Genomic DNA, 18,243 nt, shown 5'->3' with positions numbered 1-18,243 from the left:
TTGCGTCTGGACTGCACTAAGTTACCCACCAGTAACTGCTGTGAACTATACCGCCGAGTAACCTCCGCGCAAAGCGGTCGGGAGCAAATTTTCGGCCACCGCCCAACCCGGTGGTTGATCGGGCGTTGTATCGTGCCCGAAAATATCCTCTGAGCTGCACGTCTAAGCTGAATGTGATGCTGGCCACGATGGTTGCGGCGCGCCATCTAGAGTGAGGCGGATGAGGCGTGTGGTGGTATGGGGAACCGGCAATATGGGTGCGACCGCGATCCGGTCGACGGTGGCCTTTCCCGGGTTGAGCCTGACCGGATTGATCACCTCGTCGGCGGAGAAGACCGGCCGCGACGCCGCCTCCTTCGCAGGTCTGGACGCCGAGACCGGTGTTCTCGCGGTCAGCGACCCCGCCGAGGTGGACGCCGCGCTCTCCGACGGCGACGCCGTCGCCTATATGGCCTCCGGCGACATCCGGCCCGACGAGGCCATCGCCGATATCGAACGCGCGCTGCGCGCCGGGGCGCACGTGGTGACCCCGTCGCTGTACTCGCTCTACGACCCGCGCTCGGCACCACCGGAATGGGTGCAGCGCCTCACCGATGCCGCCCACGCCGGCGGCGCGAGTCTGCTGGTGTCCGGCGTCGACCCCGGCTGGGGCAACGACGCCCTGGCGGTGACGGCTGCCAGCCTGTGCACCCGCATCAAGACGATCACCTGTCAGGAGATCTTCGACTACTCCACCTACAACCAGCCGTTCGCGGTCAAGGTGTCGTGCGGGTTCGGGGGCGCCATGGACGAGACACCGATGATGCTGCTGCCGTCCATCCCGACGATGGTGTGGGGCGGCAACGTCCGCCTGATCGGGCGCGGCCTCGGCATCGAGATCGACGAGATCACCGAGGAAGTCGAGCGGCTACCGCTGGAGCAGACCGTCGACACGGTGATGGGACCGTTCGAGAAGGGCACCCAGGGCGCGTTCTTCCTCAAGGTGATCGGCTGGTCCGCCGGCACGCAGCGGGTCATCATCGAGCACATCACCCGCATCCACCCGACCTGCGCGCCGGACTGGCCGCAGCCCGACGAGGGGGTCGGTGATCACCGCGTCATCGTGGACGGCGATCCGCAGCTCACCATCACCACTCGCGCCGACGTGCCCGGCGGCACCCGCGCCGACGGCGGGAACACCACCGCCGCCAACCGGCTGCTCGGCGCCATCGAGTGGCTGGCCACCCAGCCCGCCGGGATCTACGACGGGCTGGATGTGCCGTTGCGTTCGTCGCTCCCCACCGGGGTGGAAGCGACGCGCTGGGCCTAGCTCTCGGCCTTTTCTTCGGCGGGTGACTCTGCCTCAGCCGCCGGTGATTCGGCATCGGGCAGCTGCGAGACCAGGTGCTCGGCGAGTTCGCCGATGGTCGGATAGTCGAACACCGCCGTCGGGCTGATATCGAACTTGCCGCCGAACTGGCCGAACAACCTGTTGCGGAGTTCGACAGCCATCAGCGAGTCCGTGCCGAGGTCCAGGAACCGGCTCGTCGCCGCCGGTGGCTGCGCCAGCCGCAGGAAGCCCTGCACCTCGCGCTGCAGGAACTCGGTGATGAAACCGGCCCGCGCCGCGACCGGCAGTTCCTGCAGTTGCCGCAGCAACTCGCTGTCCCCACCGGATGAAGCGTCCCCGCTGGGCAGCACCTGATCCAGCAGCGGCGGACGGATACCACCCAGCATCTTGGCGGTCCGCTGCCAGTTGGCCTTGAGCACCGTGGCCTGTGCCGTGCCGTGCCGGACGACCTCGCCGAGCGCGGCCAGCGCCGCCGACGGCTCCAGCGGCATCATGCCCTGGGCACTGAGGTTGGCCATCGCCGCCTGCGAGCTGGCCATGCCGCCGCTGCCCCACGGACCGAAGTTGACCGCGGTCGCCGGCAACCCCTGCGCCCTGCGCTGCGCGACGAGCCCGTCGAGCATGGCGTTCGCGGTCGCGTAGTTGGCCTGGGACGGCGAGCCCAACACCGCCGACGCCGACGAGTAGACGATGAAGAAATCCAGCTCGTCGGTCCTGGTCAGCTGATCCAGGTAGTGCGCGCCATAGGCCTTGGGCCCCAACGCCGCCTGGAACCGCTCCAGGCTCTGCTGCGGTAGCAGGGCGTCGTCGAGCACGCCCGCCAGGTGGACCAGACCCGCCAGCGGCGGCAGCTCGGCCCGGATCTTCTCCAGCAGCGTCGCCACCGCGGCCACCTCGCCGACGTCGGCGGAGAAGACGTGGATCCGGCAGTGGTAGCGCTCGGTGATCGCGTCGATGGCCTGCTGGGCCTCGGCATCGGGAGCGCGACGGCTGGTGAGCACGATGTCGCCGGCGCCGAGCTGGGCCAGGTAGGCCGCCGTGTGCAGACCCAGCGCACCCAGACCGCCGGTCACCAGGTAGCTCCGATCACCGTGCGGCTGCAGCGGTTTCGGCATCTGCACGACGATCTTGCCGATATGGCGGGCCTGCTGCATGCGCCGGAACGCGGTCCTGGCCTCGGTCAGCGGGTAGACCTCGGCGGGCACCGGTGTCCACTCGCCACTGGCCAGCCCGTCGGACACCTCGGACATCAGGCGTTGGATGTGGTCGGGATCGCTCATCATCGTCACGTCCAGTGCGACGATTTCGTAGTCGATGTCGGGACGCACCGCGGCCATCTGCGCGGTGGTCCAGATATCGCGCTTGGCGATCTCGGCGAACCGACCACCCTGCGCAGTCGCCCGAACCGTCGCCTCGATGAAGCCCTCGTTGGTCAGGCTGTTGAGCACCACGTCCACACCCGTGCCGTCGGTGTCGGCGAGGATCTGATCCGCGAAATCGGTGCTGCGCGAGTCGTACACGTACTCCACGCCCATCGCGCGCAGCGTGGCGCGCTTGTAGGTGCTGGCCGTGGCGAAGACGATCGCGCCGTGGTGGCGTGCCATCTGCACCGCGGCCAACCCGACACCGCCACTGGCGGCGTGGATGAGCACCTTGTCGCCGGGCCGCAGCCTCGCCCAGTCGAAGGCCAGCCGGACCGTCAGCGCCGCCGCGGGGATGGTCGCGGCATCGACCGCGCTGATCCCGGCCGGCACCGCGGCCAGCAACTGTGCGGGCACGTTGAGCCGACTGGCGAAAGCGCCCTGCATGGAACCGAAGACCCGCTGGCCGACCTCGAATCCGGTGACCTCCGAGCCGATCTCGGTGACGACACCACAGAGGTCGCCCCCGATCGGCCCGGGGTCGCCGGGGTAGAGGCCGAGCACGTTGAGCACGTCACGGAAGTTGAGGCCGGCGGCCTCGATCCGCACCTGGACCTCGTTGGCCTCCGGTGGGGTCACCTCCGCCTCGGTCAGCCGCAGGTTGTCGATGGCACCACGCTCGGTGGGAGCCAGCGCGTAGTCGTACGACCGGGGCATCGGCAGGTGACCGGTCCGGGCCCAGTGCAGCAACCGCGACACCAGGAAACGACCTTGCCGCACCGCCATTTCGGGCTCGGTGACCGGGGTGCCGAGCGCGTCGGGCAGCCAGCTCAGCGGCTCTCCGGGACCCGCCACGTCCAGCAGCCGGCAGCGCAGGGTCGGCTGTTCGGCGATCAGGGTGCGCCCGAAACCCCACAGCGCGGCCTGCACCGGGTCGACCGGCTCACCGGGTTCGGTGGCCACCGCGCCTTCGGTGATGATCCACAGCCCGCCGGGCAGATTGCTCACCTGGCCGGCCAGCGCGCTCTGGGTGGCGGCGAGCAGGGCCGAGACCTCGGCCTCCAACCGCTCCGCGAGGTCGGCGGTGGGCCCGTCGGTGATTCTCCCCGTCGCCCCGCTCGCCCCGGCACCGGCGTGTCCCGAACTGCGCCAGACGATCCCGCTGACCGGGGTGCCGCGTTCGGTGGCGGCGGCGAACGCCTGCTTCCAGGCGTCCGGATCGGCGGGTCGCTCGATGCGGACAGCGTGTGGGACGGCGCCGGCGAGGGCGTCGTCGCCGGCGATCAGCCAGGTGCCGCTCGCGATCCTGGCGGCCTCGTCTCCGGCCTCGGCGACATTGGCCGGCGCGGCACCTTCGTGCCAGCCCACCGTGTACAGCAGCCGGGTGGAGTCGCCGCCGAGCCCCCGCAGCAGCGCCTCCCGCGGCGCGCGCTTCACGGTGAACTCACGGATCCCGCCCAGCACCCGACCGTCGCGGTGCACGAAATCGAGGTCGAAGACCAGGGTTTCGCTGTTGAGCGGGCCCTCGTGCCAACGTGCCCGGCAGTAGAACCGGTTCGGCATCTTCTCCAGCAGTTGCACCCGCCCGTACCGCAGCGGCAGGAACAGGTCGTGCATGCCCTGTTCGGCGGCGAGCACCGCCGGGAAGGCCGGGAAGGCCACCCCGGTGCACAGATCGAGCAGGACGGGGTGGATCGGTTCGCTGCCCAGATGCTCGGCCAGTTCGTCGCCGACGGACACGTCGCCGATCGCCTCGCCGTCGCCGACCCACAGCGACTTCAGTGAGGTCGACCAGGTGGGTCCCCAGGCGAGTTCCAGATCGTTGAAGATCTCGAAGAGTTCCTGCGGACGGGTGCGGTTCATGTGTTCGACCGCTTCGTCGGGGCTGAGGGTCGGGGCGTCCTCGGCCGGCGCATCGGTATCGGCACCCGAGCCGAGCGTGCCGTCCGCGTTCAGCGACCACTCGGCCTCGCGCACCCCGTAGGGCCGGCTGTGCACCTGGAACTTCCAGCCGTCATCCTGCGGGTGCAGTGTCAGCTGCACCTCGCGAGACGCCTTGTCGGGCAAAATGATCGGCTCGTAGAAGTAGACATCCTTGACGTGCGCCGGTGCGTCCGCGGCGGCCAGGGCCATCGCGGCGTAGGTCGCACCAGGGACGACCACGGTGCCGTAGATGACGTGATGCGCCAGCCACGGCTGTGTCTTGACCGACAACACATTGCTGTAGACGGTGTCGCCGGAGGCGAGATCCTTGGCGCTGCCCAGCAGTCCGGACGTCGAGATCCCGCCGGAGCCCATGCCGACCACGGAGGTCTTGGGCCAGTAGCGGCGACGCTGGAACGGGTAGGTGGGCAGCTCCAGCCGGTGCTGCTCGCCATGGTGCTTGGCGGCGAAATCGGGCCGGTGACCGCAGATGTACGCGGTGGCCAGTGCCTCGGTGATCTGGCGCTGTGCGTTGGCGCCCTTGCGCAGCGACACGATGGTCCGCGGCGTGGCCGAGGACTCGGGCCAGCTCTGCAGTGCGGCGGCGGTGAGGATCGGCTGCGGTCCGATTTCCATCAGCACCGAGCATCCCAGTGCCGCCACGGTGCGCACGCTCTCGGTGAACTGCACCGGCTGGCGCGAGTGCCGGCGCCAGTACTGGGCGTTGATCGGCGTCTCGGCCGTCAGCACCGCCCCGGTCCGGTTGCAGACCAGCGGCCGGGTCGGCACGGCGTACTCGAATTGACCCGCGAAGGACTCGAATTCGTCGAGCACCGGGTCCAACAGCTCGGAGTGGAACGCGTGGCTGGTCTCCAGCCAGGTGCAGCGGGCGCCGTCGGCACTGCAGTTGGCGACGATCTGTTCGAGATCTTCGCCGGGGCCGGACAGCACGGTGTTGCGGCCGTTGTAGGCACCGACCGACACCCGGCCGAACGCCTCGGCGGCGCCTTCGACGTACTCGGGGTCGGCGAACACTGCCACCATCCGCCCGCCCGCGGGCAGGCTGCCGAACAGCCGCCCGCGTTCGGCGATCAGCCGCGCGCCGTCCGCCAGGCTGAAGACGCCGGCCACGCAGGCCGCCGCGTACTGGCCGACGCTGTGGCCCAGCACCACGTCCGGCTCGATACCCCAGGACTGCCACAGCCGGGCCAGGCCCATCTCGACGGCGAAGATCGCCGGCTGTGCGAACGAGGTGTGCCGCAGGGTTTCGGTGGCCTCCCGGCCGGTGTCGAAGATCGCGTCCAGCAGCGGGCGGGGCAGCATGCCGTCGACGGCCTGTGCGCACTGACGCACGGTGTCGGCGAAAACCGGTTCGGAGTCGAACAATTCGCGCGCCATCCCCGGGTACTGACTGCCCTGTCCGGGGAAGAACCAGGCCGTGGTCGGCGGATCGGTGCACTCGCCGCGTACCACGCCCGGGCGTAGCCGGTTGGCCACCAGATCGTCGAGCAGCATCTTGGCTTCCGCAACGGTGTTCGCGACCACTGCCGCGCGGTGCTCGAAGTGTGAGCGCCCCGCTCCGGCGGTGAACGCCACATCGGCGACCGAGGCCTCCGGGTGGGCGTCCAGCCAGCCGGAGTACCGCTGTGCCAGCGCCACCAGTCCCTGCGCCGACCGCGCGGACAGCGGCAGCACGCTCAGCGGTTCCCGCGCGGGCGTGGCGGTACCGTCCGCGGGCTCGGCCGGTGACTCGTCGGTGGATTGTGCCGAAAGTGCTTCGGGCGCTTCCTCGATCAGAACGTGTGCGTTGGTGCCCGTGAACCCGAAGGCGCTGACGCCGGCGCGGCGTGGACGGCCGTCGGCGTGCCACGGGGTGGGCTTGTCCACGACCTGCACGGGCAGGCTGTCCCACGGGATGTGCGGTGACGGGTTGTGGAAATGCAGGGTCTGCGGCAGCAGGTCGTGCTGCAGCGACAGCACGACCTTGACCAGGCCGGCGACACCGGCGGCCGACTCGAGGTGGCCGACGTTGGTCTTCGCCGTACCGATCAGCAGTGGCCGGCTCGGGTCCCGGTCCGCGCCGTATACGGCTGCGGCCGCCTGCACCTCGATCGGGTCGCCCAGCGGGGTGCCGGTGCCGTGCGCTTCGAGGTAGTCGACGTCACCGCCGGACAGGCCGGCCCTGGCCAGTGCCGAGCTGATGAGCCGTTGCTGGGCGCCGCCGTTGGGTACCGTCAGGCCGCTGGAGGCGCCGTCCTGGTTGACCGCGCTGCTGCGGATGACCGCGCTGATCCGATCGCCGTCGCGCTGGGCGTCGGACAGGCGCTTGAGCACCAGCACGCCGCAGCCCTCGCTGCGGACGTAGCCGTCGGCGGCGGCGTCGAACGTCTTGCACCGGCCGTCCGGGGACAGCATCCGGGCCCGCGAGGCCGCGACCACCGACGCCGGGCTCAGCAATACGTTCACGCCACCGGCGATGGCCATATCGCAGTCGCCGGAATGCAGGGCCTGGGCGGCCTGGTGCACGGCGACCAGCGAGGAACTGCAGGCGGTGTCCACCGCCATCGCGGGGCCCTCGAGTCCGAGGGTGAAGGAGACCCGGCCGGCGATCGCGTTGAGGGCGTTGCCGGTGATGAAGTGCGGCTGCAGGTTCTCCAGCGAATCGTTGGACAGCAGGTGTGAGTACTCGTTGGCGCCGACGCCGACGAACACGCCGGTGCGACTGCCGCGCAGGGACGCAGCGGAGTAGCCGGCCCGCTCCAGACCCTCCCAGGACAGTTCGAGCATGAGGCGCTGCTGCGGGTCGATCCAGACGGCTTCCCGCGGGGAGATGCCGAAGAATTCCGGATCGAATCCGTCGACGCTCTCCAGGTATCCGCCGCTTCGGGTGTAGATCTTGCCCGGCATCTGCTGATCCGGGTCGTAGAACTCGTCGACGTCGAAGCGGTCCTCGGGGATCTCCCGGATGGCATCCACGCCTCCGGAGAGCAGAGCCCAGTAGGCCTCCGGATCGGGTGAGCCCGGGAAACGGCAGGCGACGGCGATGATGGCGATCGGCTCATCGGCCGCCGCGGTCGTCAGCGAGACCGGCTGTGCGGCAGCCTTTTTCGCGCCGCGCTCGTTGAGCTTCAGCACGTCGCCGAGCAGGTAGTCGGCCATATCGGTCAGCCGTGGGTGGTCCATCGCCAGGGTCGCGGGCAGTTCGGCACCGACGGACTGTTCCAGCCGCCGTCGCAGTTCGACGGCCATCAGCGAATCCAGCCCCAGGTCGAAAAGACCTGTCTCTTCCCGGATCTCGGCGGCGTCGATCTGGGTCACCTCGGCGACCGCGTCGCGCAGTTCCTCCAGCACAAGCTTCTTGCGCTGCTGTACCGGAGCGGAGGTGAGGCGTTCGACGAGTCGGGTCGTTCCCACGGTTCCCGCCGGCGCGGCGGCCGACTCGGGAACCTCGCCGGCCACCTCGGCCAACAGAGCGCGCTGACCGGCCTGCAGATAGATGGGCAGGAAACGGGCCCAGTCGATCCTGGCCACGACTGCTGATGGCACGCCTGATGCCGCCGCGCCGACCATGACATCGGCCATTCCGGCCAGGGCGTCGGCCGGTGACAGCGTGCGGACACCGCGCTTGTCCAACTGGGCGCGGGCTTCGCCGTCGGCCATACCCGCCGACCACGGCCCGAAGTTGACGTTGAATCCGGGTACGCCCTGCTCGCGCAACCGCCAGGTCAACCCGTCGAGGAAGGCGTTGGCCGCGCTGTAGGCGCTCTGGCCGTAGCTGCCCCACACCGAGGAGATCGAGGACGTGGAAAGGAAGAAGTCCAGTTTCAGATCGGTGATGGCCTCACTGAGATACCAGGCACCCCAGACCTTTCCGGAGAACACCCGATCCAGTTCCGCGGGATCCAGGGTGCTCAACGCGGTGGTGCTGTTCTCGCCGGCGGCATGCACGATGCCGGCCAGCGGTGGCAGTTCGGCGGCGATGGTGGCCATCAGATGCGCGATATCGTGCGGGTTGGCGACATCGGAGGCGACGGCCCGAACCTCGCAGCCGTACTGCTGGCGCAGCGCGTCCATGCGTTGCTCCGCAGCGCTGCCGGGGGCCCGACGGCTGGTCAGTACCAGGTGGCGGGCGCCGTGCGCGGCCAGGTAGCCCGCGATCTCCAGTCCGAGTGAGCCCAGGCCGCCGGTGACCAGATACGTGGCGTCGGAGCGCAGTTCGAGGGTCGTGGGGTTCGGCTGCCCGGTGCGCCTGCTGAGCCGGGGCACATGGACGACCTGGCCGCGCAGTGCGATCTGGTCCTCACCCGGTGCGGCGCCGACGATCTGGGTGATCAGTCGCGACCACTCCTCGGCGATCCCGGAAACGTCGGCCAGGCCGCCCCAGATCTGGGGGTATTCCAGGGCAGCCGCGCGGCAGAAACCCCACAGACTGCTCTGCTCGGGTGCCGCCGGGTCGGTGTCGAGCACCCGTTGCGCACCGTGGGTGACGACCCAGATCGGGGCGCGCAGATCGGCCGCGGCGGCGGCGCGGAACAGCCGCTGGGTGCCGTCCAGGACCCGGTGCTGCATCCGCAGCAGTGACCGCATCGAGGGAGCGATCTCCTTTTCCAGGGCCGCGACATGCAGGATGCGCAGTGTCGGTTCGTCTTCCACCGCGGCGCGCAGATCGGCGGAAAGGCGTTGCTCGTCGGCGTCGGATGCCGGCAGGCGCAGCGTCCGGTGCCGGTGGCCCTGCGCGGTCAGCGCGTCGAGAACCGGTGCGACGGTGTCGGCGTCATCGCCGATGACCAGCCAGGCGCAGCCCTCACCGGTGGGTGCGGCGGATGCCGGTGCCGACACCAGCCAGCGGATCTCGTAGCGCGCGTCCGCGATGGACTGGGCGTCGCGCTGCCGATTGTGTTGGGCGGCAAGCTTGTTGAGAACATCAGCGGTGGTCAGGCTGGTACCCGAGGTGTCGAGCAGGGCCGCGAGTTCCTCGATGCGGCCGTCCTCGAGAAACCGGACGGCATCGGTGCGGACGGCGTCGTTCTTGGCCGGCTGCGTCTGCTTGTCGCGGAACCAGTACTGCCGGTGCTCGAACGGGTAGGTGGGCAGGTCCAGCTTGCGCGCGGGGCGTGCCAGCAGCGCGGCGAAGTCGGGCAGGTGTCCGGCCACGTAGGTGTTGGCCACCGCCTCGGCGATGTGGCGGTGATCAGAACCGTTGCGCCGCATCGACGCAACGGCGCGTGGAGCGTTGGCCGGGTCGGGCCAGGCGCGCATGGCGGCGGCGGTCAGCACCGGCTGCGGGCCGACCTCCAGCAGCATCGCGCAGCCCAGATCGGACAGCGTGGCCACACTCTTGGCGAACTCCACGGGCTGGCGGGCGTGGCGGCGCCAGTAGGCGCCGTCCAGTTTGGCGGTGCGGCCCAGGGCCGCACCGGTCCGGTTGCACACCAGGATCCGTTGCGGGGCGGCGAAGGTGAACTGATCCGCGTAGGTCTCGAACGCATCGAGCGCGGGATCCAGCAGTGCGGAGTGGAAGGCGTGGCTGGTGTCCAGGAAGTCGCAGCGCACACCGTCGGCGGTCAATCCGGCCACCGCCCGCTCCAGGTCCTCGCCGGGACCCGAGAGCACCGTGTTGGCGCCGTTGTACGCGGCCACCGACAGGCTGGGATACTCGTCGGTGAGCCGCTCGACGCGGTCGGGAGCGGCGAAGATCGCGGCCATCCGGCCGCCGGCGGGCAGATCGCCGAAGAGGCGGCCGCGCTCGGCCAGCAGCCGCGCGCCGTCTTGCAGGCTGAACACCCCGGCGACACAGGCCGCCGAGTACTGACCCACGCTGTGACCGAGCACCACATCCGGTTCGTATCCCCACGACTGCCACAGCTGGGCCAGGCCCATCTCGATGGCAAAGATCGCCGGCTGGGTGTGGCGGGTCTGGCGCAGCGCCTCGTCCCCGTCGGCCGAGTCGTAGATGACCTCCAGCAACGGCCGTTCCAGAATCCCGGCGACGGCGTCGGCGCATCGCCGCACGGTCTCGGCGAACACCGGCTCGGTCTCGAACAGCTCTCGCGCCATTCCCGCGTATTGGCTGCCCTGCCCGGGGAACAACCATGCGGTCTTGGGTGCGTCGGCGCAATGCCCGCGCACCAGGCCGGGCGCGGGGCGGTCGTCGGCGAGCGCGCCGAGCAGTTCACGCGCGGACTCGATCGAGTTCACCACGAGCGCGGCCCGGTGTTCGAGGTGGGCACGCCCGTCGCCCGCGGTCAGGCACACGTCGGCCAGCTCGGCGTCCGGGTGCTCGGTCAGCCAGCCGCGGTACAGCTCGGCGGTCTGCACCAGGGCGGCCGGGGTGCGCGCGGACAGCGGCAGCACCATGAAGCGCCGGGCATCGGCCCCGTCCTCGGTGGCGGCCGGCGCCACGGCCGGTGCTTCCTCGAGGATGACGTGCGCGTTGGTGCCGGAGAACCCGAACGAGCTGACACCGGCGATTCGGGGTCGTTCCGCGCGCTCCCAGGCGGTGGATTCCTCCACCACGCGGACCGGGATGCGGTCCCACGGGATGTGCGGCGACGGATTGCGGAAGTTCAGGTGCTTGGGCAGCTCCTGGTGCTCGAGTGCGAGGACGACCTTGAGCACACCGGCGACACCGGCGGCGGCCTCCAGATGGCCGATGTTCGTCTTGGCGGAGCCGATGAGCAGCGGCTGATCGGCCGCGCGGCCCTTGCCCAGCACGGCGGCGGCGGCCTGCACCTCGATGGGGTCTCCCAGCGAGGTTCCGGTGCCATGCGCTTCGAGATAGTCGATATCGCCGGCGCTCAGACCGGCGCGTTCCAGCGCCTCGGTGATGACCCGCTGCTGGGCGACACCGTTGGGCACCGTCAGCCCGCCCGAGGCGCCGTCCTGGTTGACGGCGCTGCCGCGGATGACCGCCCGGATGCGGTCCCCGTCGCGCACCGCGTCCTCGAGACGCTTGATGACGACGACACCGCAGCCCTCCCCGCGGACGTAGCCGTCGGCCGCGGCATCGAAGGTCTTGCACTTGCCGTCCGGGGCGAGCATCCGGGACTGCGAGAACGTGATCATGGTGGCCGGGCTCAGCAGCACGTTCGCGCCACCGGCCAGGGCGAGATCGCATTCCCCGAGCTGCAGGGCCTGGCAGGCCTGGTGGATGGCGACCAGCGAGGAACTGCACGCCGTGTCGACGGTGACGGCGGGCCCGTGCAGCCCCAGCCGGTAGCTGATCCGGCCCGCCCCGGCCGCACCCGAGGTGCCGATGGCCAGGTAGGCCTCGATCTCGGGGTAGGTCAGCTCCGAGGACGCCATGCCCAGGTAGTCGTGGGTGGACAAGCCGACGAAGACACCGGTCTGGGTGTTCGCCAAAGCCGTTGGTGCGGTGCCGGAATGCTCCACAGCGCGCCAGGAGGTCTCCAACAGCAGCCGGTGCTGCGGGTCCATGAGCCGGGCCTCGCGGGCGGACACACCGAAGAACGGCGCGTCGAACCCGGTGGCGTCGTCGACGAAGCCGGCCCGGCGGGCGACGATCTTGCCGGGCGCGGAGGCATCCTCGTTGAAGAATTCCTCGACGTCCCACCGGTCCTGGGGGATCTCCGAGACCGCGTCGCGGCCGTCGTGCAGCACATCCCAGTACTGGTCGGTGTCGGCGGCGCCGGGCAGGCGGGCGGCGTAGCCGATGATGGCGAAACGGGTCGGCTCTTGCCCGGCCTCGCGGCCCGAGCGTGCTACGGACGACTGGGTATGGTCGGTTGCTGCCATCAGGTGTACTCCCCGCGTCGATCCGATGAACTGCCGATGATGAGATTTCGGTGCCATCGGTAAGGGCCGCGCACAGTCCGTTGAACGGCCACGGCCCGCTATCTGCCGACAGCAACGGCCGGTACCTTACTCGCCGGTCAGTATTGCATGTAGGTTGCTACCGCACGCGGTTTCATATCTGCCGCTGAGCCCGATGGTGGCCCGGCGCTCCCCGTGCCGACAGCCGCTATCGTGAAGTCGCCGTCGGTGTTGCCGGACCGCCGCCGCTGGAGACCCCGGGAGGGAAAGCTTGCAAATCGGGAAGATCACGATCGGCACGATCGATGACTGGAAGCCGGCCCCCGGTGTGGTGACCTCCTGGCACCCCACGACCGAGTCGATGGAGAAGGCCCGGCAGGCCCCGGTCAGTGCCGTCCCGGTCAGCTATATGCAGGGCCAGCACATCCGCGGGGTCTATGAGCAGGACGCCAAGGGTCTGGACTATTCACGACAGATCATCGCCACCTGTGAAGTGCCTGGCACGTGCGATATCTCGGCGATGAATCACGCGCTCAACCATTATCTGCGCCGGCATGACACCTACCGCAGCTGGTTCGAATACGACGGTTCCGGTGAGATCGTCCGGCACAGCATCGCCGACCCCGCCGATATCGAATTCGAACCCGTCAACCACGGCGAGATCACCGCCGTGGACGCGCGCAAACACATTGTCGACATACCCACACCGCTGGAGTGGGGCTGTTTCTCCTTCGGAATCGTGCAGAGCGAAGACCATTTCGATTTCTATGCCGCCATCGACCATGTGCACGGCGATGCGGCGCTGATCGGGATCACCATGCTCGAGGCGCACGGGATGTACACCTCGTTGCTTTCCACCGGCCAGCCGATGGCGCTGCCGGACGCCGGTCGGTTCGACGATTTCTGCGTTCAGGAACGCGAGAACACGGCAGGACTGACCGTGGATTCCCCGGAGGTCCGGGCCTGGATCGAGTTCGCCGAGAACAACAACGGCAGCATGCCCGAATTTCCCCTGCCACTGGGCAATCCGCTGGAGCCCACGGTTGCCGACATGGTCGGGGAGATGCTGCTCGACGCGGACCAGACCGCCCGCTTCGAGGCGGCCTGCACGGCGGCCGGAACCCGTTTCGTCGGCGGCCTGTACGCCTGTACCGCCATGGTCGAGCATGAGTTGACCGGCGCGGCAACCTATTACGGGCTCACTCCGCGTGACACCCGGCGCACATCGGACAATTTCATGACCCAGGGCTGGTTCACCGGCCTGGTCCCGATCACCGTGCCGATCGCGGCGACGACCTTCGCCGAGGCCGCATGGTCGGCGCAGACCTCCTTCGATTCGGGTCTGAACCTGGCGCGGGTCCCCTATTACCGGGTGCTGGAATTGGCGCCGTGGCTGGACAAACCGGGACCGAATTTTCCGGTGTCGAACTTCCTGCACGGTGGCGCCGCACCATTGAATGCGGTACTCGCGGCAGCCGAGATGGGCTATTCGAACAATATCGGCATCTATTCCGACGGCCGGTTCTCCTACCAGCTCACCATCTATGTCTTCCGGTACGAGGCCGGTACGGCAATGGCGGTGATGTTCCCGGACAACGAGGTGGCCCATAAGTCGGTTGCCCGCTATATCGCCACCATGAAATCCGTGATCGAGCAGGTCGCCGACAGCGGGGACTGGGGCCGTTTTGCCTGAGCGGTGGGATCTGCCGGTGGGTGGTTCCGGGTCGGTATCTCCAGGGGGTGTGTGTTGCGACGGCTAGCCGATTTCGTCGTGCGGTGGCCCCTGGCCGTGATCGGGATCTGGATCGCGCTGGCGGTGGCACTGCCGCTGACGGTGCCCAGCCTCAACGAGATGGCCCAGAAGAACCCGCTCTCGATGCTGCCCGCGGATGCGCCGTCCAGCGTCGCGGCCCGCCAGATGGAGGAGGCGTTCCAGGAACCGGGCACCGACGATCTGCTGCTGGTCGTGCTGACCGACGAGGACGGGCTGGGCCCCGAGCACGAGGAGACCTACGCCAAGCTGGTGGACGCCCTGCGCGACGACCAACAGAACGTCGTCATGTTGCAGGAGTTCATCGGCACACCTGCCCTGCGTTCCACGCTGACCAGTGCGGACGACAAGTCCTGGGTGCTGCCGGTTGGCCTGGCCGGCGCGCTGGGCACGCCGCAGTCCTACACGTCGTTCAATCAGGTCTCCGATCTCATCGAGCGGACCACCGCCGGCGGCCCACTGGAGGTCCATCTCGCCGGTCCGGCTGCCACCGTCGCCGACCTCACCGTCGCGGGTGAGAAGGACCGGCTGCCGATCGAGCTCGCCATCGCGGTGCTGGTGCTACTGGTGTTGCTGGTGGTGTACCGCAACCCGGTGACCATGCTGTTGCCGCTGGCCGGTATCGGGATGTCGCTGGTGATCGCGCAGTCGACAGTCGCCGCGCTGTCCGAGTTCACCGGCCTCGGGGTCTCCAACCAGGCGATGATCCTGCTCAGCGCGATCATCTTCGGCGCGGGCACCGACTACGCCGTCTTCCTGATCAGCCGTTACCACGATTACGTGCGGACGGGCGAGGACAACCACGACGCGGTCCGCAAGGCGCTGGGGTCGGTGGGCAAGGTGATCACCGCCTCGGCGGCCACTGTCGGCGTCACCTTCCTCGGCATCAGCTTCGCCAAGATGGGCGTGTTCTCCACCGTCGGGGTGTCCTCGGCGGTCGGCGTCGGTGTCGCCTACCTGGCCGCGATGACGCTGCTGCCCGCCCTGCTGGCCGTCGTCGGCCCGCGTGGCTGGATCAAACCCCGCAAGGACGTGACCTCCCGGCTGTGGCGACGCTCGGGTGTGCGCATCGTCCGTCGGCCGTGGGCACATCTGGTGGGCAGCCTGCTGGTGCTGTTCCTGCTGGCCGGTCTCGCCGGTTTCGCGACGTTCAACTACGACGACCGCAAGGCGGTCGCGGCCTCGGAACCCAGCTCGCTGGGATATGCGGCGCTGGAGAAGCACTTCGACATCAACCAGTCCATCCCGTCCTACGTGCTGATCCGGTCGGCGAAGGATCTGCGCAATCCGGAGGCGCTCGCCGACCTGGAGCAGCTGGCCGAGCGGATCGCCCAACTGCCCGACATCCAGATGGTCAGCGGTATCACCCGGCCGCTGGGGTCGGTGCCGCCCGAGTTCCGGGCCACCTACCAGGCCGGCATCGTCGGGACCCGGCTCGCCGACGGCGCGAAGATGATCACCGACGGCACCGCCGATATGAACCGGTTGTCCTCGGGAGCCAACACCCTGGCCGGGGGCCTGTCCGATGTGCGCGGCCAGGTCACCGATATCGCGGACAGCCTTCAGCAGATGGTCGACGCGTTCGCCGCGCTGCGCGGCCAGTACGGCGGCGACAAGCTGGTCCGCAACGTCGACGTGGCGGCCAAACTGGTGGCCGCCATCAACCGGCTCGGCAACTCCATGGGTGTGAACCTGATGGCGACCAGGGACATGTTCGCCTGGGTCCCGCCGGTACTGACGGCCCTGCACGGCAACGTGGTCTGCGATCTGGACCCCTCCTGCAGCCAGACCCGCATCCACCTGTCCCGGCTCGCCGCGGCCCGCAATGACGGCACCCTCGCCGAGATCGAGGATCTGGCCGGGCAGCTGGAGTCGCTGCAGGACCGCCAGTCCCTCAACGCGGCGCTGCAGCAGGTCGGCACCGCATTCACCCGGCTCACCAAGGCGATGCAGGCGATGGGATTGGACAGCCCGGCCGGTGCCGAGGCGACGCTGGCCCAGCTCCAGCAGGGCGCCGAACGTTCGGCCAGCGGCAGCCGGCAGGTGGCCGACGGGGTGGATCAGATCGTCGAGCAGATCAAGGTGATGCGCACCGGGCTCGACCAGGCCGCGGCCTTCCTGCTGACCATGGCCGAGAACGCCGGCTCGCCCGCCATGGCCGGGTTCAACATCCCGCCCGAGATCCTGCAGCTGGAGGATTTCAAGGCGGCCACCAAGGCCTATGTCTCACCGGACGGGCACTCGGCGCGCTATCTGGTGTTCACCAAACTCGACCCGTTCGGCCCGGCCGCGATGGATCAGGTCGGCGCCATCGAGGACGCCGCGCGCAGCGCCCTGCCGAACACCGAGCTGGCGGATGCCTCGGTGTCGATGGGTGGGTATCCGGTGGCGCTGGCCGACACCCGCGACTACTACGAGAACGACATCCGGTTCATCGTCATCGTGACGATCTTGGTGGTGTTGGTGGTGCTGTCCCTGTTGCTGCGGGCGGTCATCGCGCCGCTGTATCTGGTGGGTTCGGTGGTGATCTCGTACTTCGCCGCGCTCGGACTCGGTGTGCTGCTGTTCCAGGTGATCCTCGACCAGCAATTGCACTGGTCGGTGCCGCCACTGGCGTTCGTGGTGCTCGTCGCCGTCGGTGCGGACTACAACCTGCTGCTCGTCTCACGGATGCGCGACGAAGCGCCGCTGGGCAGGTTCGGCATCATCCGCACGCTGAGCTCGACCGGCGGTGTCATCACCGCGGCGGGCCTGATCTTCGCCGCGTCCATGTGGGGCCTGCTGTTCTCCAGCATCGGTACTGTGGTGCAGGGCGGGTTCGTCATCGGCATCGGCATCTTGCTGGACACCTTCCTCGTCCGGACCGTCACCGTGCCCGCCATGGCTACGCTGGTCGGAAAGGCGAACTGGTGGCCGTCTCGACCCACAGCGCGAGGGAGCAGTAGAGCATGAGGAAGCTACTCGCGGCGGCCACCGCGCTGCTGACCATCGGTGTCTCCGGTCCGCTGGGTGTCGGGATCGCCACCGCCGACGAACCGCCGCCCGGCCCGGCGGTTCCCGGCCCGGCAGGTCCCGGCGCCGCCCGCACCATCGAGGGCCGCGGCTACGCCCTCGGCGGTGCACACGTGCTCGGCATCCCGTACGACGAATACATCATGCGCACCGGCGCCGAATGGTTCCCGGACCTGAACCGGCAGATCGTGGACTACCCCGCGGGCCAGGTCCAGGGCCACACGCTGGAGCGGCTGTTCCCCGGTATCGGACGCCTCGACGACAACTTCCCGGGCCTCGGCATCGACGGCCCCAGCTACGGCGAGTCCATCGACGTCGGCGGGCCCAATCTGCTGGCCGCCATCAAATCCGGCGGCCCGGGCATGGCCATCGGCCTGTCCGAGGGTGCGTCGGTTCTCGATGACGTGAAGGCGCGGCTGGCCAACGATCCGACGGCCCCGCCGCCGGATCAGCTGAGCTTCGCGACCTACGGGAATCCGGTCGGCAAGCACGCCTTCGGTGAGAGCTTTCTGAGCCAGAACTTCCCCGTCGGCAGTGTGGTGCCCTCGCTCGACTACCGGATGCCCGCCCCGGTGGAGAGCCAGTACGACACCCATCTGTTCGTCTCCGCCTACGACAGCATCGCGGACTGGCCGCAGCGTTCGGACAACTGGATCTCGGTCGCCAATGCGATCGTCGGGCTGGCGACCGGCCACACCGCGGTCGCGTTCACCAACCCGAGCATGGTGCCGCCGCAGAACATCCGGACGACGGTCAACTCCCGGGGTGCGCGGACGACGACGTACATGATCCCCGAGGAGCACCTGCCGCTGGTGCTGCCGTTCAAGTACCTCGGGGTCGATCAGAAGACCCTCATCGAACTCGACAACGTGCTGAAACCCTATGTGGACGCCGGTTATACGCGCAACGACGATCCCTTGACGGCGCCCATCACGGTGGACCCGGTGAACGGCTACGACCCGGCCGAGGTCACCGCCCCGGCCACCCAGGCCGCGTTCGGTGGCGGTGCGGATCCGGTGTCGCAGTTGATGGCCGGCCTGCAGTACGTGCTCAACAACCCGCCCACCTAGCGG

Annotated in this window: 5 protein-coding genes; 4 read left to right on the top strand and 1 reads right to left on the bottom strand. The window is 69.0% G+C overall.

What is annotated here, in order from left to right; genetic code table 11:
• The first annotated feature begins 220 nt into the window (after positions 1–220).
• Positions 221–1,309, top strand: a complete 1,089-nt coding sequence (locus EXE63_RS13450; RefSeq protein WP_168142338.1) for an NAD(P)H-dependent amine dehydrogenase family protein — start codon at positions 221–223, stop codon at positions 1,307–1,309.
• Here the strand turns inward: EXE63_RS13450 and EXE63_RS13445 are convergent.
• Positions 1,306–12,369: a type I polyketide synthase gene (locus EXE63_RS13445; RefSeq protein WP_168142337.1), complete on the bottom strand. Its 11,064-nt coding sequence runs from the start codon at positions 12,367–12,369 to the stop codon at positions 1,306–1,308. The genes EXE63_RS13450 and EXE63_RS13445 overlap by 4 nt on opposite strands.
• A 289-nt stretch (positions 12,370–12,658) precedes the next feature.
• Between EXE63_RS13445 and EXE63_RS13440 the strand changes: the two genes are divergently transcribed.
• The 3 genes from EXE63_RS13440 to pe are packed head-to-tail and all read left to right on the top strand — an operon-like array spanning position 12,659 to position 18,240.
• Entirely contained in the window at positions 12,659–14,080 is a 1,422-nt protein-coding gene (locus EXE63_RS13440; protein ID WP_168142336.1) for a condensation domain-containing protein, read from the top strand.
• A gap of 54 nt (positions 14,081–14,134) precedes the next feature.
• Complete coding sequence (locus EXE63_RS13435) at positions 14,135–17,110, top strand: MMPL/RND family transporter (protein ID WP_168142335.1); 2,976 nt, start codon at positions 14,135–14,137, stop codon at positions 17,108–17,110.
• A complete protein-coding gene (gene pe, locus EXE63_RS13430) occupies positions 17,107–18,240 on the top strand; it encodes an acyltransferase PE (protein WP_168142334.1) in 1,134 nt (377 codons plus the stop codon). Before EXE63_RS13435 ends, pe begins: the two co-directional genes overlap by 4 nt.
• Positions 18,241–18,243 lie beyond the last annotated feature (3 nt).

Origin of the sequence: Mycolicibacterium frederiksbergense (assembly GCF_012223425.1) — a bacterium.
In the GTDB taxonomy this organism is placed as follows: domain Bacteria; phylum Actinomycetota; class Actinomycetes; order Mycobacteriales; family Mycobacteriaceae; genus Mycobacterium; species Mycobacterium frederiksbergense.
Note: the sequence above shows the minus strand (reverse complement) of the source record. Positions and strands in the feature narration are given on the sequence as shown.

Coding starts and splice junctions, on each gene's coding strand:
- EXE63_RS13450 (WP_168142338.1), top strand. CDS start 221: ATGAGGCGTGTGGTGGTATGGGGAACCGGCAATATGGGTGCGACCGCG.
- EXE63_RS13445 (WP_168142337.1), bottom strand. CDS start 12,369: ATGGCAGCAACCGACCATACCCAGTCGTCCGTAGCACGCTCGGGCCGC.
- pe (WP_168142334.1), top strand. CDS start 17,107: ATGAGGAAGCTACTCGCGGCGGCCACCGCGCTGCTGACCATCGGTGTC.